Origin of the sequence: Bradyrhizobium rifense (genome assembly GCF_008123425.1) — a bacterium.
Taxonomy (GTDB): domain Bacteria; phylum Pseudomonadota; class Alphaproteobacteria; order Rhizobiales; family Xanthobacteraceae; genus Bradyrhizobium; species Bradyrhizobium rifense.
In genome coordinates, this window is the sequence record NZ_VSSS01000030.1 from 88370 (window position 1) to 107601 (window position 19232).

Consider the following 19232-nt stretch of genomic DNA (forward strand, 5'->3'; position numbering starts at 1 on the left):
TTGTTCACAGGTCACTTTCATGTCTTGCAGACGGACTGCCGCGCGCCTGTCGTGCGCGATGGCGATTTTCGTCAGCCCCTGGCTGACGCAGCACGCTTACGCCCAGACCCTGACGATGCGCGCGGCACTCTCGCGCGCGCTGGCCGCGAGCCCGCGGCTGACGGCGGCGGAGCGCGATGTCGGCATCGCCACGGGCCAGCGTATCCAGGCCGGCGCGCTGCTCAATCCGGAGCTGTCCTATGAGCAGGACAATTCGCTGGGGTCCGGCATCTATCGCGGCACCAAATCGGCCGAGACCACGCTCCAGATCAGCCAGGCCTTCGAGCTGTTCGGCAAGCGCGAGGCGCGAATTGCCGCGGGCGCCGCCGGCATCGAGGTCGCCGCGATCCAGCGCAAGGCGATCAGGCTGGAGGTGCTGTCGGAGACGGCGATCGCCTTCCTCAGCGTGCTCGGCGCGCAGCGGCGCATCCAGATCATGGATGAGCAGATTGCAGCGATCGACAGACTGACGCCGCTGTTGCGCCGCCGCGTCGAGGCCGGCGCTTCCTCGCCGGCCGAGACCGGCCGCGCCGAAGTCGCCTCCGCCCTGGTGAAGGCCGACCGCGAGCGCTTCAAGGCAACGCTGGCAAGCGCCCGGCGCGAGCTTGCGGTGCTGATGGGCGATGGCGCCGCGAAATTCGGCGAGGTCTCAGGCCGGCTCGACACCATGGGCAAACCGCCGACCTTCCAGTCGGTCGTCGCCGCCATCGATGCTAATCCGCAGCTGGTGCGCTGGACCGCGGTGTATGCGCAGCGGAACGCCGAGTTGTTAATGGCGCGGCTCCGGCCTTATCCCGATGTGCGGATCGCTGCCGGCTGGCGCCATTTCAACGAGACCAATGACGACGCGGTCCGCCTCACCATCTCGGTGCCGATCCCCGTGCTCGACCAGAACCAGGGCAACATCCTTTCGGCGCAGGAAAGCCTCGCCAAGACCAAGGCCGAGCGCGAGGCCAACCGCAACACGTTGATCGTGGTCGCCGGCCGCGCTTACGACTCGCTGCAGTGTTCGCTGCGCGAACTTGCAGTGCTGCGCGAGACCGCGATCCCCAAGGCCACGGAAGCGGCGGACGCGATCTCGCAGGGCTACGGCCAGGGCCGCTTCACCCTGCTCGAAGTGCTCGATGCCCAGGCGAGCGTTGCGCAAGCGCGCCTGCGCGAGCAGGAGGCGCTGCAGAACTTCCACGCAGGCGTTGCGACCATCGAAGGCCTCGTCGGCAATCCGTTTGCGCTGGCCCGGGAGAGCGCGCGATGAAGACATCCTCCACCGTTCTGGTCGCCATCCTTGCCGCTGCGCTCGGCGCCTGGGGCTATTCCATCCTCACACCGGCCAAGGTCGCGCCGGTCGAACATGCCGCGGACAAGAAGCCGGAGAAGCCGAATGACCATGTCGAGCAGGACGAACACGGGGCAGACCGAATCCGGATCAGCGACGTCAAGCTCGCTGCCGCCGGCATCGCGTTGGCCGAGGCGGAGAGCGTCACGCTGAACGACACGCTCGCCTTCAACGGCGTTTTGCGCGCCAACCAGGAGGCCGTGGTGCAGGTGACGCCGCGCTTTCCCGGCGTTGCCAAGTCAATTCAAAAGCGTATTGGCGACAAGGTCGGCAAGGATGATTTGCTCGCCACGATCGAGAGCAACCAGAGCCTCACCGTTTACGAGCTCAAGGCGCCGATCGCCGGCACCATCATCGAGCGACAGATTTCGCTCGGCGAATACGTTTCCGAACAGAAGCCGGCCTTCGTCGTCGCCGACCTCTCGACCATCTGGGTCGATCTCTCGATCTACCGGCAGGACCTCCGGCGCGTCCGCCTCAATGACGAGGTGCTGATCGATCCCGACGACGGCCGCGGCGAGATCAAGGGCGCGATCTCCTATATCGCCCCCGTGGGTTCGAGCGAGACGCAGACCGCGCTCGCGCGCGTCGTGCTGCCCAACACGGACGGACGGCTCCGTCCGGGCCTGTTCGCGACCGCGCGACTTGTGCTCGGAAAGCGCAATGTTGCAGTGGCGGTACGCACAGGGGCGATCCAGATGCTCGAGAACAAGACCGTCGTGTTCGTCCGCGAAGACGACGACAAGATCGAGGCCCGCCCCGTCGAGCTCGGCGATTCCGATTCAAAGTTCGTGGAAAACCGCGCCGGGCTTGCCGCCGGAGAGCGCTACGTCGCCGAGAACAGTTTTGTCGTGAAGGCGGAGATGGGCAAAGGAGACGCCGACCATGATTGACGCCCTCCTCTCTTTCTCAATCCGCCAACGCTGGCTGGTGATCCTCATCGTGCTCGCGGTCGGCGCCTTCGGCGCCTGGAACTTCACCCGCCTGCCGATCGATGCCGTGCCCGACGTCACGAACGTCCAGGTCCAGATCAACACGCGTGCGCCCGGCCTGTCGCCGCTCGAATCCGAACAGCGCATCACCTTCCCGATCGAGACCGCGATGGGCGGCCTGCCCAAGCTCGACTACACGCGCTCGATCTCGCGCTACGGTCTCAGCCAGGTCACCGTCGTGTTCCAGGACGGCACCGATATCTATTTCGCGCGCCAGCTCGTCAACGAGCGCATCCAGCAGGTACGCGACCAGTTGCCGGCCGGCGTCGAAGTCGCGATGGGGCCGATCTCAACCGGTCTCGGCGAGATCTACGTCTACTCGGTGGAAGCCAAACCGGGCGCGAAGTCGCCGACCGGCCTTGAGTTCACGCCGACCGAATTGCGCACCATCCAGGACTGGATCATCAAGCCGCAACTGCGCACCATTCCCGGCGTGATCGAGGTCAATTCGATCGGCGGCTATGAGCGGCAATTCCACGTGCTGCCGGTTCCCGGCCGGTTGATGGCCTACCGCCTCGGCTTCCGCGATATCATGACGGCGCTGGCCGCCAACAACGCCAATGTCGGCGCCGGCTACATCGAGCGCAACGGCGAACAATATCTCGTCCGCGCTCCCGGCCAGGTCGCCAATATCGAGGACATCCGCGACATCGTGATCGGCTCACGCGGCGGCGTGCCGGTGCGTATCCGTGACGTCGCTGACGTGCAGGAGGGGCATGAGCTTCGCACGGGCGCGGCGTCGGCCAACGGCAAAGAGACCGTGCTTGGCACCACCATGCTGCTGATCGGCGAGAACAGCCGCACCGTGGCCCAGCGCGTGGCGGCGCGGCTCAACGAGATCGCGAAATCGTTGCCCGAAGGCGTGATCGCGCGCGCGGTCTATGATCGCACGCACCTGGTGGAAGCGACCATCCAGACCGTCGAGAAGAACCTCGTCGAGGGAGCGGCACTGGTGATCGCGGTCCTGTTCCTGATCCTCGGCAACATCCGTGCCGCCCTGATCACCACCTGCGTCATTCCTCTCTCGATGCTGTTTACGATCACGGGAATGGTCGAAAGCAAGGTCAGCGCCAATTTGATGAGTCTCGGCGCGATCGATTTCGGCATTATCGTCGACGGCGCGGTCATCATCGTCGAAAACTGCCTGCGGCTGCTCGCCGCCGAGCAGAACCGGCGCGGGCGACTGCTGTCACTGGAGGAGCGGATCCAGACCATCCGCGCGGGCGCCAGCGAGGTCATCCAGCCAAGCCTGTTCGGCACGCTCATCATCGCCGTGGTCTATCTGCCGATCCTGACCCTGACCGGCACCGAGGGCAAGATGTTCACGCCGATGGCGCTCACCGTGTTGATGGCGCTCGCCGGCGCGGCGTTGTTGTCGATCACCTTCGTTCCAGCCGCAATCGCGATCTACGTCACGGGCAAGGTATCGGAGAAAGAGAACATCTTCATGCGCGGGGCGAAGAAAATCTATCTCCCCCTGCTCGACCGCGCCATCCGCTACCGCGGCAGCGTCGCGTTCGGAGCCGCGCTAATCGTCGCCGGCAGCCTTTTTGCGGCAAGCCGCATGGGCGGTGAATTCATCCCGAGCCTCGACGAAGGCGACATCACCATCGAGACGATCCGGATTCCCGGCACCAGCCTGACCCAGAGCGCCGACATGCAGATCCGGCTGGAGAAAGCGGTCAAGCAGGTTCCGGAAGTAGCGACGATCTTCTCCAAGATGGGCACCGCCGAGATCGCCAACGATCCGATGCCGCCGAATGTGGCCGACACCTATGTCACGCTCAAACCGCGCGAGGAATGGCCTGATCCTGCCAAGCCGAAGGAGGAGGTTGTCACCGAGCTGGAGCGCGCCGCCAACACCCTGCCCGGCACGGCCTACGGCATGACCCAGCCGATCCAGATGCGCTTCAACGAGCTCATCGCCGGCATTCGCAGCGACGTCGGTGTCAAGATCTTCGGCGACGATCTCGATGTGCTCGCCGGCATCGCCCAGCAGGTCAACGGCGTGGTTCGCGGCATCGAGGGCGCTGCCGACGTCAAGACCGAGCAGATCGCGGGCCTGCCGATCCTCACCGTCAAGCTCGACCGCCAGGCACTGTCGCGTTATGGCCTCAGCCTCAGCGAGGTGCAGAACCTGGTCGAGATCGCGATCGGCGGCAAGCCGGTCGGCAAGCTGTTTGAGGGCGATCGCCGCTTCGACATCGTGGTGCGGCTGCCGGAAAGCCTGCGTGCCAATCCCGACGCGCTCAAGTCGCTGCCGATCCCGCTGCCGCCGGCCGAGGATACGGCGACCGTCACGAAAACCGCCTGGCCGGGGACAGCAGGCACGGCGTTGCGCTACGTGCCCCTGTCCTCCGTTGCGGCGATCGAGATCGCGCCCGGGCCCAACCAGATCAGCCGCGAGAACGGCAAGCGGCGCGTGGTGGTGATGGCGAACGTCCGTGGGCGCGACCTGCGCTCCTTCGTCGCCGAGACGCAGGCCGCCGTCGCGGAGAAGGTCAAACTGCCGCCGGGTTACTGGATCGGCTGGGGCGGCCAGTTCGAGCAGCTGGTCTCCGCCAGCAAGCGGCTGACGATCGTCGTGCCGGTGGCGCTCGCGCTGGTGTTCCTGCTGCTGTTCATGGGCATGGGATCGGCGGCGGATGCGGCGCTGGTGTTCTCCGGCGTGCCGCTAGCGCTGACCGGCGGTGTCGCGGCGCTCTTGTTGCGCGGCATTCCGCTGTCGATCAGCGCTGGCGTCGGCTTCATCGCACTATCGGGCGTGGCCGTGCTGAACGGGCTCGTCATCATCGCCTTCATCGAGCGTCTGCGCAGCGAGGGGCGCCCCATCGCGGAGGCCGTGCGCGAGGGTGCGCTGACGCGGCTCCGCCCGGTGCTGATGACGGCGCTGGTCGCCTCCCTCGGTTTTGTGCCGATGGCGCTCGCCACCGGCGCCGGCGCCGAGGTGCAGCGGCCGCTGGCCACCGTCGTGATCGGCGGTATCATCTCCTCAACGGTCCTGACATTGCTGGTGCTGCCGGCACTCTATTTGCTGTTCCGGCGTGACGGCGCGGGCGAAACGCCTACAATGACGCCTGATTTGGCGATTTCCGGGGAGCGCTAGGTTTGGGCAGTCACGACCATCACGGTCATCACCACGATGATCACGGCCACGCGCATGATCATGGTCATGACCACAGCCACGGCCATTCGCACGGTCACGCGCATGTCCATGCGCCCGCCAATTTCGGCAAGGCGTTCGCGATCGGCATTGCGCTCAACACCGCGCTGGTCGTGGCCGAGGCGGTTTACGGCTATATCGGCAACTCCACTGCGCTGCTCGCCGATGCCGGCCATAATCTTTCCGACGTGCTCGGCCTGGTCGTGGCCTGGGGCGCCTCGATCGCGGCGCGGCGCGCGCCGAGCGGCCGCTTCACCTATGGCTTTCGCGCCTCTACGATTCTGGCAGCGCTGGCCAATGCGGTGTTCCTGCTGGTCGCAACCGGCGCGATCGGCTGGGAAGCGATTTTGCGCCTGCGCGAACCGGAGCCGGTCGCGGGCGTGACCGTGATGGTGGTCGCCGGCATCGGCATCCTCATCAACGGCTTTACCGCCATGCTGTTCGCGAGCGGCCGCAAGGACGACATCAACATCGAAGGCGCGTATCTGCACATGGCGGCCGACGCCGCGGTCTCGCTCGGCGTCGTGGTCTCGGCGGCGCTGATCATCTGGACCGGCTGGCTCTGGCTCGATCCCCTCACCAGCCTCGTCATCTGCGCAAGCATCCTCTGGGGCACGACCAGCCTGCTGCGCGGCTCCATCGACATGTCGATGGCGGCAGCGCCCAAGGGCACCGACCTCGTCGCGATCAAGGCCTTCCTGCTCGCGCGGCCGGGCGTGTCAGCGATCCACGACCTCCACGTCTGGCCGATCTCCACCACCGAGACGGCGTTGACCTGCCACCTCGTGATGCCCGCAGGCACCGCCGACGCGTTCCTGATGGAAACCGCGCAGTTGCTGAGGACGACCTATCGCATCGGCCACACCACGCTTCAGGTCGAGACGCATCCGGACAATGGCTGCGCGCTGGCGCCGGATGATGTGGTGTGAAGGGCTGCGCCTACGACGCCTTTGCCGTCACGATCCAGATCGCGCCCGGCAGCGCCACTGACTGCCCCTTGAGGAACGGCGCAAGCGTCTCGCGGATCGAAGCCTTGGCCGCAGTGTACGTCTCCGGCGGATGGCCCTGGAGCGCGCGGCTGGCGGGGCCGATCTGAAGCGAGCCGTCGACGGCGGCATCGAGCCCGCCGCCGATGGCGATGTCCATCGGCAGATTATGCGGCTCCATCGCCACGTCGACGAAGCCGGCACCTTTCAGGATGCGCGTCACGCGCTCCTCCGAGGCGAAGGCGAACGGCCCCGGCTCCTCCGGCCCGACCGGCGGCATTTTTGGAACGTGTTTGTAGACCGCCATCAACGGCGCCATCATCCACGGATTTTCCTTCGGCTCGCGCCAGCAGGCAAACGCCAGCCGCCCGGACGGCTTCAGCGCGCGGCGGAGGTTGGTGAAGGACGCAACGGGATCGGCAAAGAACATCACGCCGAAGCGCGAGGCGAGCAGATCGAAGCTCGCCGGCTCGAACGGATGCACCGTCGCATCCGCCAGCACGAAATCCAGCGGCAGTCCCTTTGGTGCAAACGCGCGTGCCTGCGACAGCATCGGGTCGGACACATCGAGGCCGAGAGCCAAGCCATCAGGCGCGACAGCTTTCGCGAAGGCAAAGGTCGTCGCCCCCGAGCCGCAGCCGACATCGAGAACGCGCTCGCCCGGCCCGGGCTTGGCGCGGTCGATCAGCACGTCGGCAATGGGCCCGAGCAGGCTCTCCTGCGCCGCATGGCGGTCGGCCCAGCGCTGCCCGCTGGGACCGTTCCAATAGGCAATCTGGTCGGCGTTTTGCTCGTGTCCGCTTGGCTGTTGCATGGGGGCCTCTGTCATTTTGGGCGGGGTGATACCACGCCGGAGGCCGATCAAGAGGTCAAATGAACGCGGTTTGCCATGCTGCGGCCTCTTGCTCCAACACCCGCCGGAGCGCTAAAGAGGCGCCGTGGGGCGGTTAGCTCAGCTGGTTAGAGCATCTCGTTTACACCGGGACGCTTCCGACGCAAAAAGCTCAAGAGAACAAGGAGCTTCTGGGTCGGGCCTGCCGGGCGTACCAGAAACGGCGGCGGGGCGGTTAGCTCAGTTGGTAGAGCGCCTGCTTTACACGCAGGATGTCGGCGGTTCGAGCCCGTCACTGCCCACCACCGCCGTCCAAATCTTGACGGGTGAGCAAAACGATACAGCCGCGCAAGTCCGGATTGTTCCATCCTGATGAGATCGCCGCTCGGCCTTTGGCATCCATCGGCGACTGAGAGCACTACGCTCCCGCCCAACCCACTGGAGGGCGACATGTCGTCACTTCAACAACTTCAGCTCAGGCCGATAAATGACAATACCCGCTACGCCCAGGGTCAGCTCGTCCAATTACGCCGCCAGATGCTGCGGTTCGCCAGATCGACGTCCCCCGGGGCTCTGCGGAATGAGCGTCGGCAGATCGCGCGGTCCCTGCGCAGCCTTTTCAGGAACAAGGAATGGCTGAACACTCACACTATTGGCGGTTCGGAGTAAGGCCGCCTCAGCGAGCGCCCTAATCTCCGCTTTATTAACTTTTGCGGGGTGAGCAGAATTGACCATGTGTCCGGTGCCGCGCATGGCAGACGGGAACTATCACCGCGCGGCCCTTGGCTTTCATCGGTGATGAGAACGCGACTAGCGCTCCCGCCTCCTCAGGAATGGAGCAGCGCCATGCGGCGACACCGCTTCAAGCAAACCGTATCCCTCGAAGAGCGCCTTGCCGAACAGGCCCAGCGCCTACGTCAGGAAGCCAAATCGTTTCCACCAGGTATCGAGCGCGAGCGCACGATCCGCAAAGCCCGGCAAGCCGAGACCGGCGCGCACATCAGCGAATGGCTAAACTCGCCCGGTCTACAGCCCCCAAGGTGAACATTGAAGCGGCCAGCGCTCTGTACTATCCGGATAGGATGTCAGAGCAGGATGTTGCTCGGTTCCGCGCTCAAGCCGATGAGTGCCGACGACAGGTGGAGCGGGCGATCAACCCCCTCGACAAAGAGGCATGGCTGCGGCTAGCCAGCGAGTGGATCAAGCTCGCGCAGAAAGCCGCAGGTGATCGCGGCAGCGATTAAGGCCGCCTCAGTTGGCGGCCTTGTCCACACCCACGACCGGCAGTAAGCTCTGCGTCGTTCCGGTTCGAGCCCGTCTCTGCCCCACCACCGCCAAGGTTGTCCACACCGTAATCGTCCCGTCACGGGAGATGTGCGAATCGTGACATCATGTGCGCCCGATCCCAGAGGACAGGACCATGAGCCCGACCTATTTCGCAGTCCGCCGTGCTGCGATCGATGTATGGCTGTCTTGCAGATGCATGATCGCGAGGCGGAGGCCCGCGAGAGCTGGGCCCGAATGACAGCCCATCATCTTGTTGATGGGGCGCTTGCCGCCAGCGAACGCGCGCCCGGACCTCATCCCACCCCCAACCAAGCCGCGCTGCTACGCGAGATTGCTAGGCGAGCATCGTGGCACATGCCCAACTCGGGCGACGAGGCGCGAGGTTTGGTCCGCTACGTCGACATTGAAAATCTGCGACAGCCCAACGCGCGCGACGATGCGGCACCCGAGCGTTAAAGGCAGGGGATCACCTCAATGCAGACAGGTGAGCCAATTCCAGGCATGAGTATTGCCAACAAGCTCACCAAATAACCCCAAGCAAATACAAGTTGGTCTGAGGGAGCGCCTCTTCTAGAGCCGCCGCATGCTTCAAGAGCTTGCTAGCTGGTGGGCGGGCTTCATACCAACGATGTCACCATCATCGACGTGGTCGTAGATCACATCGAATTCCTCCGAGCCGATCTCAAGACGCCAGCGGCTCTACTCTCTTGGACGTCCGTCAGGGGCAACGGGCTCACCAACTGCGGTGTATCTATACTTCGCACCCAGCCGCAGCGGAAACAAACCCGCCGTCGTGTTGGCGGTCCTGCGACAATTTAGTAGCACGGTCGATAGGGATCGTATCCGCAGCGATAAGCTCCGTAAGCTCCAGCAGCACCGACCGCAGCAGCTCCGACACCCACGGCCACTCCACGGCGTACCGCTGCACCACGGTAGACGCCACCGCGATAGACGCCACCGTGGTAAACGCCAGCGCGACCAACGCCAACGCCTCTTCGGTATGCGAAGGCGTCAGTTGAAATAGTCGCAATACACACGGTGCCAACGATAGCGGATGCAGCAAGCGAAATGAGGGTTCGACGCGACATGATTGATCCTTTCTCGAGCTGACAGTTTGTACTCCGAACTAAAGTTCTCCCTCCCTTCTGATCGTGGTCCCCAAGATGGTAACCCGTTTTTCTCAGCCTGATCTGAGCAAAATTGACCAGCGCGTCGAAACCGGGTGTTCTTATCCTCGGCTTGAGTGTAGTCTCATCGATTAGAATGAGGCGTACGTGAATTGAGCAGCTAGAACTGCGTCATTCGCTAATTCCCGCGCAGGATCAGTTGCGCCGGTTTCGCATATGGAACAGCTGCGTATGCGGCACCTTATCCCTACGCCCGTCCGTCCGGCGCTATTATCTCGATCCGCCCTGTTACTGAGACAGGAAGACACTGGGAGGCGCACGCGACGCCGGTCGGCCAAGTCCCCGGCGATATGATGCCGATCAGCTAACCGACAGAAACGTCGCTCCGGCCATCAGGAGACGGCGGGAAGATTCCGACATGGACAAGGAGAACTGAACGAAAGGCACAAATTCAAAATCAACAATTCAGAAGAGGAGGTTCGACATGTTTCAAGGAATCCTGCCACTGACATTGTCTCTTTGCCTTGGTGCCGCAACGGCACCCGCCGCGCTGGCCCAATCGGCGGCGTCGCCGATCTCCGAACAGGAGGCACACGCCATCGCGGTCGACGCCTATGTTTACTTCTACTCCATCATGTCGATGGACGTGTCTCGAAAGCAATTCATCAACGGGACAAGTGATTTCAAGGGCCCGATGAACACCTTTGTCAACGTGCCCGAATACCCGCCCGCGGATTTCAAGGGCGTCGTTCGCTCCAACTTTGATACGCTCTATTCCGCCTCATGGCTGGACATGACCAAGGAGCCCGTCGTCATCACGGCTCCCGATACCAATGGACGCTACTATCTGCTGCCGATGCTGGACATGTGGACCGATGTCTTCGCATCGCCGGGCTGGCGGACGACAGGCACCAAGGCCGGGACATTCCTGGTGGCGCCGGCGAATTGGAGGCCGGATCTGCGCGAAACATTCGCCGAGGAGTTCAAGCTGCCGAAGGACACCCAGCGCATCGACGCGCCAACGCCCTACGTCTGGCTGATCGGCCGGACCAAGACCGACGGCCCGCCGGATTATAATGCGGTCCGCAAGATCCAGGCCGGCTACAGGGTCACGCTGCTTTCCGAGTATGGCAAAACGCCCAGGCCGGTCGAATTCAAGCCCGACCCAAGCGTCGATATGAAGACGCCACCAAAAACCCAGGTCGATACCATGACGGCGGGCGTGTATTTCGCCAACGCCGCCGAGTTGCTCAAGCTGCATCCGCCTCATGTCACCGACGAGCCGATCATCGCGCAGATGAAGAAAATCGGCATCGAGCCCGGCAAGAGCTTTGACATCGGCAAGCTCGATCCAGTCTTGCAAAGGGCGCTGGAAACGGCTCCGCAGGACGGGCAGAAGCTGATGGCCTGGAAGCTGCCGACGCTGGCGCGGGTTGCCAACGGCTGGGCGATGAACACCGACACGGTGGGCGTCTATGGCAACTATTACCTGAAGCGGGCCATTCTCGCGCAGCAGGGACTCGGCGCGAATGTGGTCGAGGACGCCATCTATCCGCTCAATCTCGCCGACGAATCCGGCAAGCCGCTCGATGGCGCCAACAAATACACCATCACCTTCGAGAAGGGCGCCATGCCGCCGGTCAATGCGTTCTGGTCGATCACGCTCTACGATCAGGACGGATTCCAGGTCGGCAACACGCTGAACCGTTTTGCGGTGAGCAGCTGGATGCCGTTCAAGTACAATGCGGATGGTTCGCTCGATCTCTATTTTCAGAACGCGAGCCCTGGCAATGAGCTCGAGGCCAACTGGCTTCCTGCGCCGAAGGCACCCTTCAATCTGACGATGCGCCTCTACGCGCCGAAGTCGGAGGCGCTGACCGGCAAATGGAATCCGCCGCCGGTTGTGAAGTCGCAAACAACGGTGGGCTTGTCGGCTCAATGAAGGTTGAAAACCGCCGGTGCTGCGGCGCCGGCGTTTCTCGCTGCCGCTGCAGCGGCAGGCGCAGGTCTCAAGCGGGTAACTCCGGAAGTGGCGTTCACTCTGTCCCTGCTGACAAGACGATACAGCAAGGCCGCCTCGCACCGGAGCCGAATCCTATCGAAGCACCAAAGCGATAGCTTCCAGCATCGACAGGCCGAGGACGATGAAGAATGTGCTCACTTTCGCTACCATCGGATGCGAGAAGGATTACAGTCATGCACAAACCGCCTGGGTTAGTATTCCTGGTTGCCGCAACTTGTTCTTTTCAGCCCGTTGGTGCGGGCGCAACAGGCGACAGCAACGCTTTTGCAAGCGAAACTCCGCGATCGATGCTGGCGGCGCAGATTCGCATGCAAGGTTTCACCTGTGACAAACCGCTTGGTGCCTTGAGAGATACTAAGCGCTCCCGCCCGGATCGCGCCGTTTGGGTCCTTAAGTGCAGCAACGCAACGTATCGGATCACGCGCGCTCCTGATATGGCAGCGAAGGTCGAACCGCTGCCATGAGCGGTCACGACTTTACCGAATTTGTTCGCAGTTCGGTCGAGGTTCGACGCTAAGGGCCAACAACGGACATCCCGACGGGTTGTCTGACTCTGCACAGTCAGCCACGCGGGCGGGAGTAACTTCTCGAAGCCAGATCGAACTGGAGGCAGCACACGCGCCTCCAAGCACAAGCTGCAAAGAAGAAGGAATGTGCAAATGCTGACGAAACGCGATCTTCTTCGTTCCGCCGCCTTGGCTGCAATGACAGCGACGACAGCAAAGCCCATTCCGGCGCTGGCGCAGACAAGTGCCGGCCGGCCGGGGTTTTTCAAAGCAAAAGACATTGCCGAGGCAGGTTTCATCTACGGCCTGCCCATCGTGATGAACTTCGCCGTCATGTATGAGTACGCCGTCGATCGTAACTCAGGGCAGTTCAAGGCACCGTTCAATCAGATCAAGAACGAACCCAACGTCTTCACCTACAAAGACACAGCCATTGTTACGCCGAACAGCGACACGCCCTATTCATTCGTATGGATGGACTTGCGAGCGGAGCCGATCGTCTTGTCGGTCCCGGCCGTGGACCCGAAGCGCTACTACGCGGTGCAGCTCTGCGATGGCAATACTTACAACTACGGTTATGTTGGTACCCGTACCACGGGAAGCGAGGCCGGCGATTACATGGTTGTCGGGCCGGACTGGAAAGGTGCGACGCCGCCCGGTATCAAGAAGGTGTTCCGATCGAGCACACAGTTGTCGCTGGCGGGTTATCGCACCCAGCTTTTCAGCCCCGACGACCTCGACAATATCAAGAAGGTCCAGGCCGGCTACAAGGTGCAGACGCTCTCCGCCTATCTGAGACAGCCGGCTACGGTGGCTGCCGCGACGGTTATCGACTTTCCCAAGATCGACAAGGAGCTTGTGAAGACGAACTTCTTCGAATTTCTCGATTTCGCGCTGCAGTTCGCACCCGCCCAGGAGAACGAGAAAGAAATACGCGCGCAGCTTGCAACGATCGGCATTGGCCCCGGCAAAACCTTCAACTTCAAGGACCTGCCGCTCGAGCAAAAGCTCGAAGTGGGGTTGGGAATGAAGGAAGGTGAGCGAAAGGTCGACGAGGGCGTCGCCAATGCCGGCAAGGCGATCAACGGCTGGCGAGTGAGCGGCTTGCCAGGCGATAGCGCTCACTACAATGGCGACTGGCTGAAGCGCGCTGTCGCTGCCAAGGCGGGCATTTATGGCAACAGTCCAGAGGAGGCGACGTACCCACTCACGCGCATCGACAGCGATGGTCAGACGCTCGACGGCAGCAAAAATAATTACACGCTGACATTCCCGCCCGGCCAGCTACCGCCGGTGAATGCCTTCTGGTCGCTGACCATGTATGATGGAAAGACGCAGCTTCTGATCGAGAATCCCATCAACCGGTATCTAATCAACTCACCGATGCTGCCCGCTATGAAGACGAGCTCGGACGGGTCGCTGACACTCTACATCCAGAACAAATCTCCGGGTGCCGACAAGGAATCGAACTGGCTGCCGGCTCCTGATGGTCCGATCTATCTGGTGATGCGCCTCTATTCGCCCAAAACGACGTCACCTTCAATCTTGCCTCCGGGCGAAGGGACTTGGCAGCCTCCCGGTGTTAAGCGGGTCTCATAGAACCAGTCGGTAAAGCGGCCTCATCCCCGCCACGCGGACTTTCGTTCGGAGTGCGATCGGCCCCCGTTCGCGCGGCAACGCCATTGAGCAGACCGCCGCCGCGCCAGGTGAACGCCTTGCGGACGCAGGTGCCGACCAGGTTAAGCCCGTGCGCGCACTCTACAGAATAAGAGACCGTGCCGCGCGCCCGCCGATTTCCCGCAATGATTGGTCCGCGGAAACAAGCTCAGGAAACGAACCCTATTTCGTGATCATGCGGTGTGCGGCGGGCGGAGGCGCCGCTGCGGGAGAGATGACAAACGTCAACCAGGTATTCCACCCGGTCGGGCGAGCCGCCCCCCCGAATTCCGCGTATCCCTTGAGATTGATGTACCCTTGGAGGCCTTCGTTGAGCGGAAAGACGTAACCGAACTGCGGCCCGACGCCGAATACCTGCGACCGGAAGCACCCGACGCGGTCGCCAGAGCCGCTGTCGCACCCAAGTTCCTTATAGGCGTACCCTACCAGACCCACCTGCACCTGCTTGGTCAGGAATTGCGACGCGCCCCAGTCGAGATGCATGTCCACGCCGCTCTGGTACTGCGTCGACTGGTTGAGAAAGTTGTACGTGAATCCGAGCACCGCGGATAATTCGTGGCCCGTCGCCGGATTGAAGTAGGTGTACCCGCCGCCGGCGTCGATGGCGCCATGTCCGAGACCCAGATTAGCCAGTCGCGTGGATTGGTAGGCTCCGACAGGTATGTCGCCAGTGATGTAGGTCATGAAGTTGTTGACGCCTGCGTTCCAACGCAGGGAGAATTGAGGAACAAGATCGGCGAAGCCCCAAGTGGTATCGCTGAAGCTGTCGGACCGCATGAAGGGGATGCTTCCGACAGGCGTCGAGAGGTTTCCCGACAACGTGCCCGCCAACGAAGCGCTGGTGACGCCATAAGCGCCCACAAGGGCAAACGCTGCCTGGCCGCCGAGCACCGGAGTGGCGAACACGTAGCTCGGGATGACAAAGCCGAGATCGCCGGTACCGGTCAGGCTCGCGTCCAGACGCGCCGACAAGTTCGCAGGGATCCTGCCCGTCTGGAATTCACGCGCCAAGGCTACATCTGCGCCCGCCGATACCGAGGTGTGGTAGTAGCTAGTGGCCAGCGACCAACCAGGTTGCTGCGGTGCCGCCGCCAGGCTTCCAAAAAAGCCCGGGACCCAGAAACTCACGCCGCCCTCGTCGGCCAACGCACAGTGAGGAAAAATCGTCATCGCCAAGATGACTGCTGCAATGCCATGCCCGCGGACTGCGATCGTCCGCCCGCTCTTCGCGGCCTTGCCATCCGAAGGAATGCTTCCCGTCATGTGGGACTCCCCCTGAGTTCGTCGCTTCCCGACAACTCTTCGGCGTGCTCAGACATCCTATGCCTGCACCAGACGGCTTCCCATGCAATTCTGGCAGGGATCAACCTGCCGAAGAGAAAGTTCGTCACTGCGACCGAAAAGTCACAAGATGTTATCGTTGGAAGCGCGGAGCTCCTTTGATCAATATCGAACGAGCGGTATCGAAGGCTTCGCTTGCCAACGAGCGCCGTGGCGAGGTGCCACCGAGGATCCCGCCGCGGCGCAGCACCATGACGCCGCTATCCCCGCCGTCCAGCGCTTTCGACCCGTACGAATAAAATCCGTTCTTGGTCATTGCTACTGTCTCTTCGAGCGTGCCCCTCTCCCTGCGAGCTGGAGATCGATCAGGCAGGACTTAATGGCAGAAGCGCGCCCCGCAGCGTCGCGCTTGAAATCCCCATCAGCCCCGTGAAGGGATCGTCCAGTTCCAGAACCAGGAAAATCGCACCGGCGAACGACAGTGCACATACGAACAGGGAGACCATGACGATCAGATTGGTTTTGGAAAACAGGGTGAAGCTGACGAAGATCGCGCTGAGCCAAAAGATCAGGATGACCAGAAACGGCGTCGGGATCGAGCCGCCGGTCTGCGCGAACAGTTGCAGCCGGATCTGCGCGCCGTCCGTGAAGGCCTGAATGGCGCGGGACTGCAGGGAACGTTGCGCATCATCCTTGGGCGCCAGGCGCTCCAGTTGGTTTTCGAAAGAGGATGCTTGAGCCGTCGATTGGAAAACGACGGGCTTGCCGGTCGGAGCCTCTCCTTCGTGCCAGATACGGTTGGCCAACGGCTGGACGCTCTGCCGGAGCAGAATTCGGGTCGGAGCCGCCTCCGGACCATATTGCGAAAGCAGATCGTCGAGCAGGATGATCGTCGCCGTCATTTGCCTGACCTGGCTGTTTTTCTGATCGAACGAGCTTTTGGCGGACGAGATCAACAGCCCCAGCACCAGTGCGGCCAACGTTCCGACCAGACCCGTCGCCATCTTCACGACTTCCCTGGAATCCGGGTGGACATGCTTTTCCAGTAGCAAAGGTCGGACTGTCACCCCGACGAAGGTGCCAGCGCACATCAACACGAACGCAAGGAACGAGATCGACAAAGCATACATGAGATATCTCCGCAGGCGTCGCGGGCGCAGGCGATTGCGCTCGATTCCACCGAGCTCAACGCCACGAAGCCCTGTCGCCCAGGCCGCTGGCACTCGCATCGGGCTCTTCCGAGCGCTTTTTCGTCGATCGTGCGTCAGGCTCTCCAGCCGGTGAGCTCCCACCTTCAAGGTCTTCTGCGACTCGACCGCACACGTGCGTTCGCGCCCTCCTGCTGGCAACTTCCGCAGGCCAGCGCGCGCGATTGATGCTCCCGACCGGCTTGCTGTCAGGCGTCGCGTTTCCCGTGACATCGAAATACGTAGCGGCACTCTCCTCCGGAGCAAGCTGCGAACACGGCAGTAGGGTAAGCCTCGCGACCGTATGAAAGGGCGCCTCCGCCTCATTCCACTCCACGCTGGCGTTTTCGATCCAGAAGTCGGCATCCCGGCGCTTGCGCCAATACGTCATCCTGTCGACGTCGAGAAACTGGATCCCGAAGTCGAACGCACTCATCCTGGTGTCCTCCAGCAGGTGGCGGATCAGTTCGTCCTGCAGACCGCTCGGGTTATTCCTCCTCAGAGGATGCGCCGGATTGTCGGGATATGGCGTGGCGGAAAACTTGACGACATCGCTCGGTCCGTGGAGAAAAGGCACCGTACTCCAATAGCGCAATTGCTGGTAAGGCTTGATTTTCTGACGCGCCTGCAGTCCCGCCAATGTGAGGGTCCTCAGCACCCTCAACTTGTCCCTGAACGGCAGTGTCCATAGGCCCGCGACCTGGTTCGAGGCCGTCAAGAGATTCATGGCCGCCAGAAAAGCTGGGGAGTCGTTGATGGGCAGGGTCGTGGCATTTTGCATCGAGAAATCCTGTCGGCCACCGTTTGTCCCATTCCCGACGACGTCAACCGAGAAGGACAACGATCGGACGTCGGGCTTGAAATCAGACTTGACGGTCGGATCTGCGTTCGCAAATCGCAGCACCGCGGAATAAACGCCGGGCTTCGAGAAGATCCCCTTTGCGAGCCGCGTCGCCAGCGCACGCTCGCTGCCAGCAGTCAGGTCGAATATTTCGAACTGGGCCCGGGCGCAGACCCCCTTCGCATGGGTTCCGCGACAGAGCGGCCGATGTTGCTGCGCGGCTGCATTGGCCTGCATCAGGAGGGATTTTTCGACGATCATGTCGATGTCGGCCGTTTCGCGGACGCGGTCGCGGTCGGCGTCGCTCTCGGTCACTCCAAACCACCTGGTCACGAACACGATGGAAAGCCTCCTAGGAACAGTCGGCCACAAATCTCAACTCAGATTGGCGATGAACTTGATTGCGGTGACGCTTGGCAGAAAGCAGTAGGCAGCGGCCTTCGTCGCAACGAAGCTCGAGAATCCCGTGATCTTGATCGAGGGCGCACCGTTTGCTTGCGGAATTGCAAAAATGCTTTCCGCCGGGTTCTGCGCGCCGATCATTGGATCCTTCGACGTGGGAGGCAGCCTGACCCGTCCCGCGAACTCGCTCTCATTGACCCAATGCCCCAAGACGAATTCATATTGGTTCTCGATACTCGAGTTGATGAAATAGCCGAGGAGCCCGCGCGCGATGCCGTCGTAGGGTTGGTGCGGGTCATAAGCCGGCCCGTAGGGCATGCCCCGACGGATCAACCGATGAGTATTGTTGCTGCCGCCGGGTTGCCCTTGGCCGGCGACCGGCTGCCCTCGCGGATTGATGCGGCGCATGTGCGCACCGACGGGACAGCGGAGTCCCTTCGGGTCGCCTGAGCCATCGGCGTTCACGTACTCGAAATCATTCAACTGCTCGGGTGAAATCCCGCCCGGCGGGCTGTCGGTTTCCGGAGATAGCGCAAGGGGTACGCCGTTGCGCCACCGGCCGCAGATCTTGGCGGCAAGCAACTCTGGATCTATCGTGTCCTTGTGCGATTGCAGGAAATCCTCGAAGCCGACCACATCCGTCTCCATCATCTTGAAGACGGCGAAACTTCCGTTCAGACCGAATTCCCGAGGTTCCGGCACGGAGTAGTTCTCGGCGTCGTCCCGCAACACGAATAGCCAGGACTCGCACGGTTGCTGATGATCGGGCGGATATCGCTCCGGGCCGCCACGAATGGCCGTCATACTGATGCCATCGGTGTAACCGAAATGAACTTTGGTGGTGGGAACGGACTCGCCGTCCTTCGTATCCATCAGCGCATGGCCGTCGGCGCGCCAGATCTCCCGAAACGCGCCACGCTCCGAAAACAGAGTGCCTAGCCGGTCGCTATAGGATGTCATCGCCTCCGCACTGAGAGCATGCAGTGTCACCAGGACATGATCGCGTCCGCCCCCAAATCCGCCGATCCAGTGCTGCGGGGCACTCTCGCCGGTATCGCCCACCAGGTTCGCGCGCTCGGCGGCGCCGGCTACGAACGCGCCGAACTGGTCGAACGAGAACGTCGGGACGCGATCCTTGATCTCCAACGCGATCAACCCGGACCAGGTAATGCCAATGTTGAGGCAATAGTCGGGTTTGTGCTTTGGGACCTCGGCGAGGTTGTCACCTGGCCCAGGTGCGAATCCTACGTGCCAATCCTCGGCGGTCGTGATCTGTGGCGCATCCAACTCGTTGCCACTCACGAGCCGTCCCAGCAGCCTGCGGGCCTCGGTGGGAACGTCCACCGTCAGCAAGAAATGCCGTACCATCGGCATCCTGTACCCCCGAAGGATGAATCCCCGAATGTCGCCAAGGTCGAGCGCACTCCCCGAGGCAGAGCGGGACCGGGAACCACGTGCAGGCTCTTCGTTCTCCAAACGCCCGAACAGGCGCCGAAGAAATCCCTTGCTTCCCTTCGCCTCGGGCGTCTGCATTTCCCTGGCTTGGCTCATCT

The 19232-nt window shown here is 62.4% G+C and carries 14 protein-coding genes and 1 tRNA gene; 9 read left to right on the plus strand and 6 right to left on the minus strand.

Annotated features, from left to right (window positions below):
* Window positions 1-19 precede the first annotated feature (19 nt).
* Genes ihpA through FXB40_RS19090 form a run of 4 tightly spaced genes read left to right on the plus strand, consistent with a single transcriptional unit; the run spans window position 20 to window position 6459 of the window.
* Window positions 20-1294: a divalent metal ion exporter subunit IhpA gene (ihpA, locus tag FXB40_RS19075; protein WP_148773728.1), complete on the plus strand. Its 1275-nt coding sequence runs from the start codon at window positions 20-22 to the stop codon at window positions 1292-1294.
* Entirely contained in the window at window positions 1291-2268 is a 978-nt protein-coding gene (ihpB, locus tag FXB40_RS19080; RefSeq protein WP_148773729.1) for a divalent metal ion exporter adaptor subunit IhpB, read from the plus strand. Before ihpA ends, ihpB begins: the two co-directional genes overlap by 4 nt.
* The gene (locus tag FXB40_RS19085; RefSeq protein WP_148773730.1) at window positions 2261-5473 is read left to right on the plus strand and encodes an efflux RND transporter permease subunit; all 3213 of its coding nucleotides are present in this window, start codon (window positions 2261-2263) and stop codon (window positions 5471-5473) included. Before ihpB ends, FXB40_RS19085 begins: the two co-directional genes overlap by 8 nt.
* Before the next feature lie 2 nt (window positions 5474-5475).
* Window positions 5476-6459, plus strand: a complete 984-nt coding sequence (locus FXB40_RS19090) for a cation diffusion facilitator family transporter (RefSeq protein WP_187436978.1) — start codon at window positions 5476-5478, stop codon at window positions 6457-6459.
* Between the two features lie 10 nt (window positions 6460-6469).
* On the opposite strand, the gene FXB40_RS19095 is transcribed toward FXB40_RS19090, so the two are convergent.
* Window positions 6470-7330 carry a class I SAM-dependent methyltransferase gene (locus FXB40_RS19095; protein WP_187436979.1) on the minus strand — a complete coding sequence of 287 codons (861 nt, stop codon included), beginning with the start codon at window positions 7328-7330 and terminating at the stop codon, window positions 6470-6472.
* Between the two features lie 247 nt (window positions 7331-7577).
* Between FXB40_RS19095 and FXB40_RS19100 the strand changes: the two genes are divergently transcribed.
* The 5 genes from FXB40_RS19100 (at window position 7578) to FXB40_RS19130 (ending at window position 13890) form a co-directional block, all read left to right on the plus strand.
* Window positions 7578-7653 (plus strand) — tRNA-Val (locus FXB40_RS19100).
* A gap of 541 nt (window positions 7654-8194) precedes the next feature.
* Window positions 8195-8392, plus strand: coding sequence for a hypothetical protein (locus FXB40_RS19105; protein ID WP_148773732.1), 198 nt, complete (start codon window positions 8195-8197; stop codon window positions 8390-8392).
* Window positions 8393-8430: 38 nt separating this feature from the next.
* Entirely contained in the window at window positions 8431-8592 is a 162-nt protein-coding gene (locus tag FXB40_RS47955) for a hypothetical protein (protein ID WP_187436980.1), read from the plus strand.
* A gap of 1654 nt (window positions 8593-10246) precedes the next feature.
* Entirely contained in the window at window positions 10247-11704 is a 1458-nt protein-coding gene (locus tag FXB40_RS19120) for a DUF1254 domain-containing protein (protein WP_148773734.1), read from the plus strand.
* 740 nt (window positions 11705-12444) lie between these two features.
* Window positions 12445-13890 (plus strand): DUF1254 domain-containing protein, encoded by a 1446-nt coding sequence (locus tag FXB40_RS19130; RefSeq protein WP_148773736.1) that lies wholly within the window; start codon window positions 12445-12447, stop codon window positions 13888-13890.
* A 240-nt stretch (window positions 13891-14130) separates the two neighbouring features.
* On the opposite strand, the gene FXB40_RS19135 is transcribed toward FXB40_RS19130, so the two are convergent.
* The 5 genes from FXB40_RS19135 to FXB40_RS19150 all read right to left on the minus strand — a co-directional run bounded on the left by FXB40_RS19135 (window position 14131) and on the right by FXB40_RS19150 (window position 19230).
* Window positions 14131-15138, minus strand: a complete 1008-nt coding sequence (locus FXB40_RS19135) for a SphA family protein (protein ID WP_148773949.1) — start codon at window positions 15136-15138, stop codon at window positions 14131-14133.
* Window positions 15139-15382: 244 nt separating this feature from the next.
* Complete coding sequence (locus tag FXB40_RS19140; protein WP_148773737.1) at window positions 15383-15565, minus strand: hypothetical protein; 183 nt, start codon at window positions 15563-15565, stop codon at window positions 15383-15385.
* A 49-nt stretch (window positions 15566-15614) separates the two neighbouring features.
* Entirely contained in the window at window positions 15615-16379 is a 765-nt protein-coding gene (locus tag FXB40_RS47960) for a bestrophin-like domain (protein WP_187436981.1), read from the minus strand.
* 55 nt (window positions 16380-16434) lie between these two features.
* A complete protein-coding gene (locus tag FXB40_RS47965) occupies window positions 16435-17592 on the minus strand; it encodes a catalase family protein (RefSeq protein WP_187436982.1) in 1158 nt (385 codons plus the stop codon).
* Window positions 17593-17652: 60 nt separating this feature from the next.
* Window positions 17653-19230 carry a peroxidase gene (locus tag FXB40_RS19150; RefSeq protein ID WP_148773739.1) on the minus strand — a complete coding sequence of 526 codons (1578 nt, stop codon included), beginning with the start codon at window positions 19228-19230 and terminating at the stop codon, window positions 17653-17655.
* Window positions 19231-19232 lie beyond the last annotated feature (2 nt).

Coding starts and splice junctions, on each gene's coding strand:
- ihpA (WP_148773728.1), top strand. CDS start 20: ATGTCTTGCAGACGGACTGCCGCGCGCCTGTCGTGCGCGATGGCGATT.
- ihpB (WP_148773729.1), top strand. CDS start 1,291: ATGAAGACATCCTCCACCGTTCTGGTCGCCATCCTTGCCGCTGCGCTC.
- FXB40_RS19085 (WP_148773730.1), top strand. CDS start 2,261: ATGATTGACGCCCTCCTCTCTTTCTCAATCCGCCAACGCTGGCTGGTG.
- FXB40_RS19095 (WP_187436979.1), bottom strand. CDS start 7,330: ATGCAACAGCCAAGCGGACACGAGCAAAACGCCGACCAGATTGCCTAT.
- FXB40_RS19105 (WP_148773732.1), top strand. CDS start 8,195: ATGCGGCGACACCGCTTCAAGCAAACCGTATCCCTCGAAGAGCGCCTT.
- FXB40_RS47955 (WP_187436980.1), top strand. CDS start 8,431: ATGTCAGAGCAGGATGTTGCTCGGTTCCGCGCTCAAGCCGATGAGTGC.
- FXB40_RS19120 (WP_148773734.1), top strand. CDS start 10,247: ATGTTTCAAGGAATCCTGCCACTGACATTGTCTCTTTGCCTTGGTGCC.
- FXB40_RS19130 (WP_148773736.1), top strand. CDS start 12,445: ATGCTGACGAAACGCGATCTTCTTCGTTCCGCCGCCTTGGCTGCAATG.
- FXB40_RS19135 (WP_148773949.1), bottom strand. CDS start 15,138: ATGACGATTTTTCCTCACTGTGCGTTGGCCGACGAGGGCGGCGTGAGT.
- FXB40_RS19140 (WP_148773737.1), bottom strand. CDS start 15,565: ATGACCAAGAACGGATTTTATTCGTACGGGTCGAAAGCGCTGGACGGC.
- FXB40_RS47960 (WP_187436981.1), bottom strand. CDS start 16,379: ATGTATGCTTTGTCGATCTCGTTCCTTGCGTTCGTGTTGATGTGCGCT.
- FXB40_RS19150 (WP_148773739.1), bottom strand. CDS start 19,230: ATGAGCCAAGCCAGGGAAATGCAGACGCCCGAGGCGAAGGGAAGCAAG.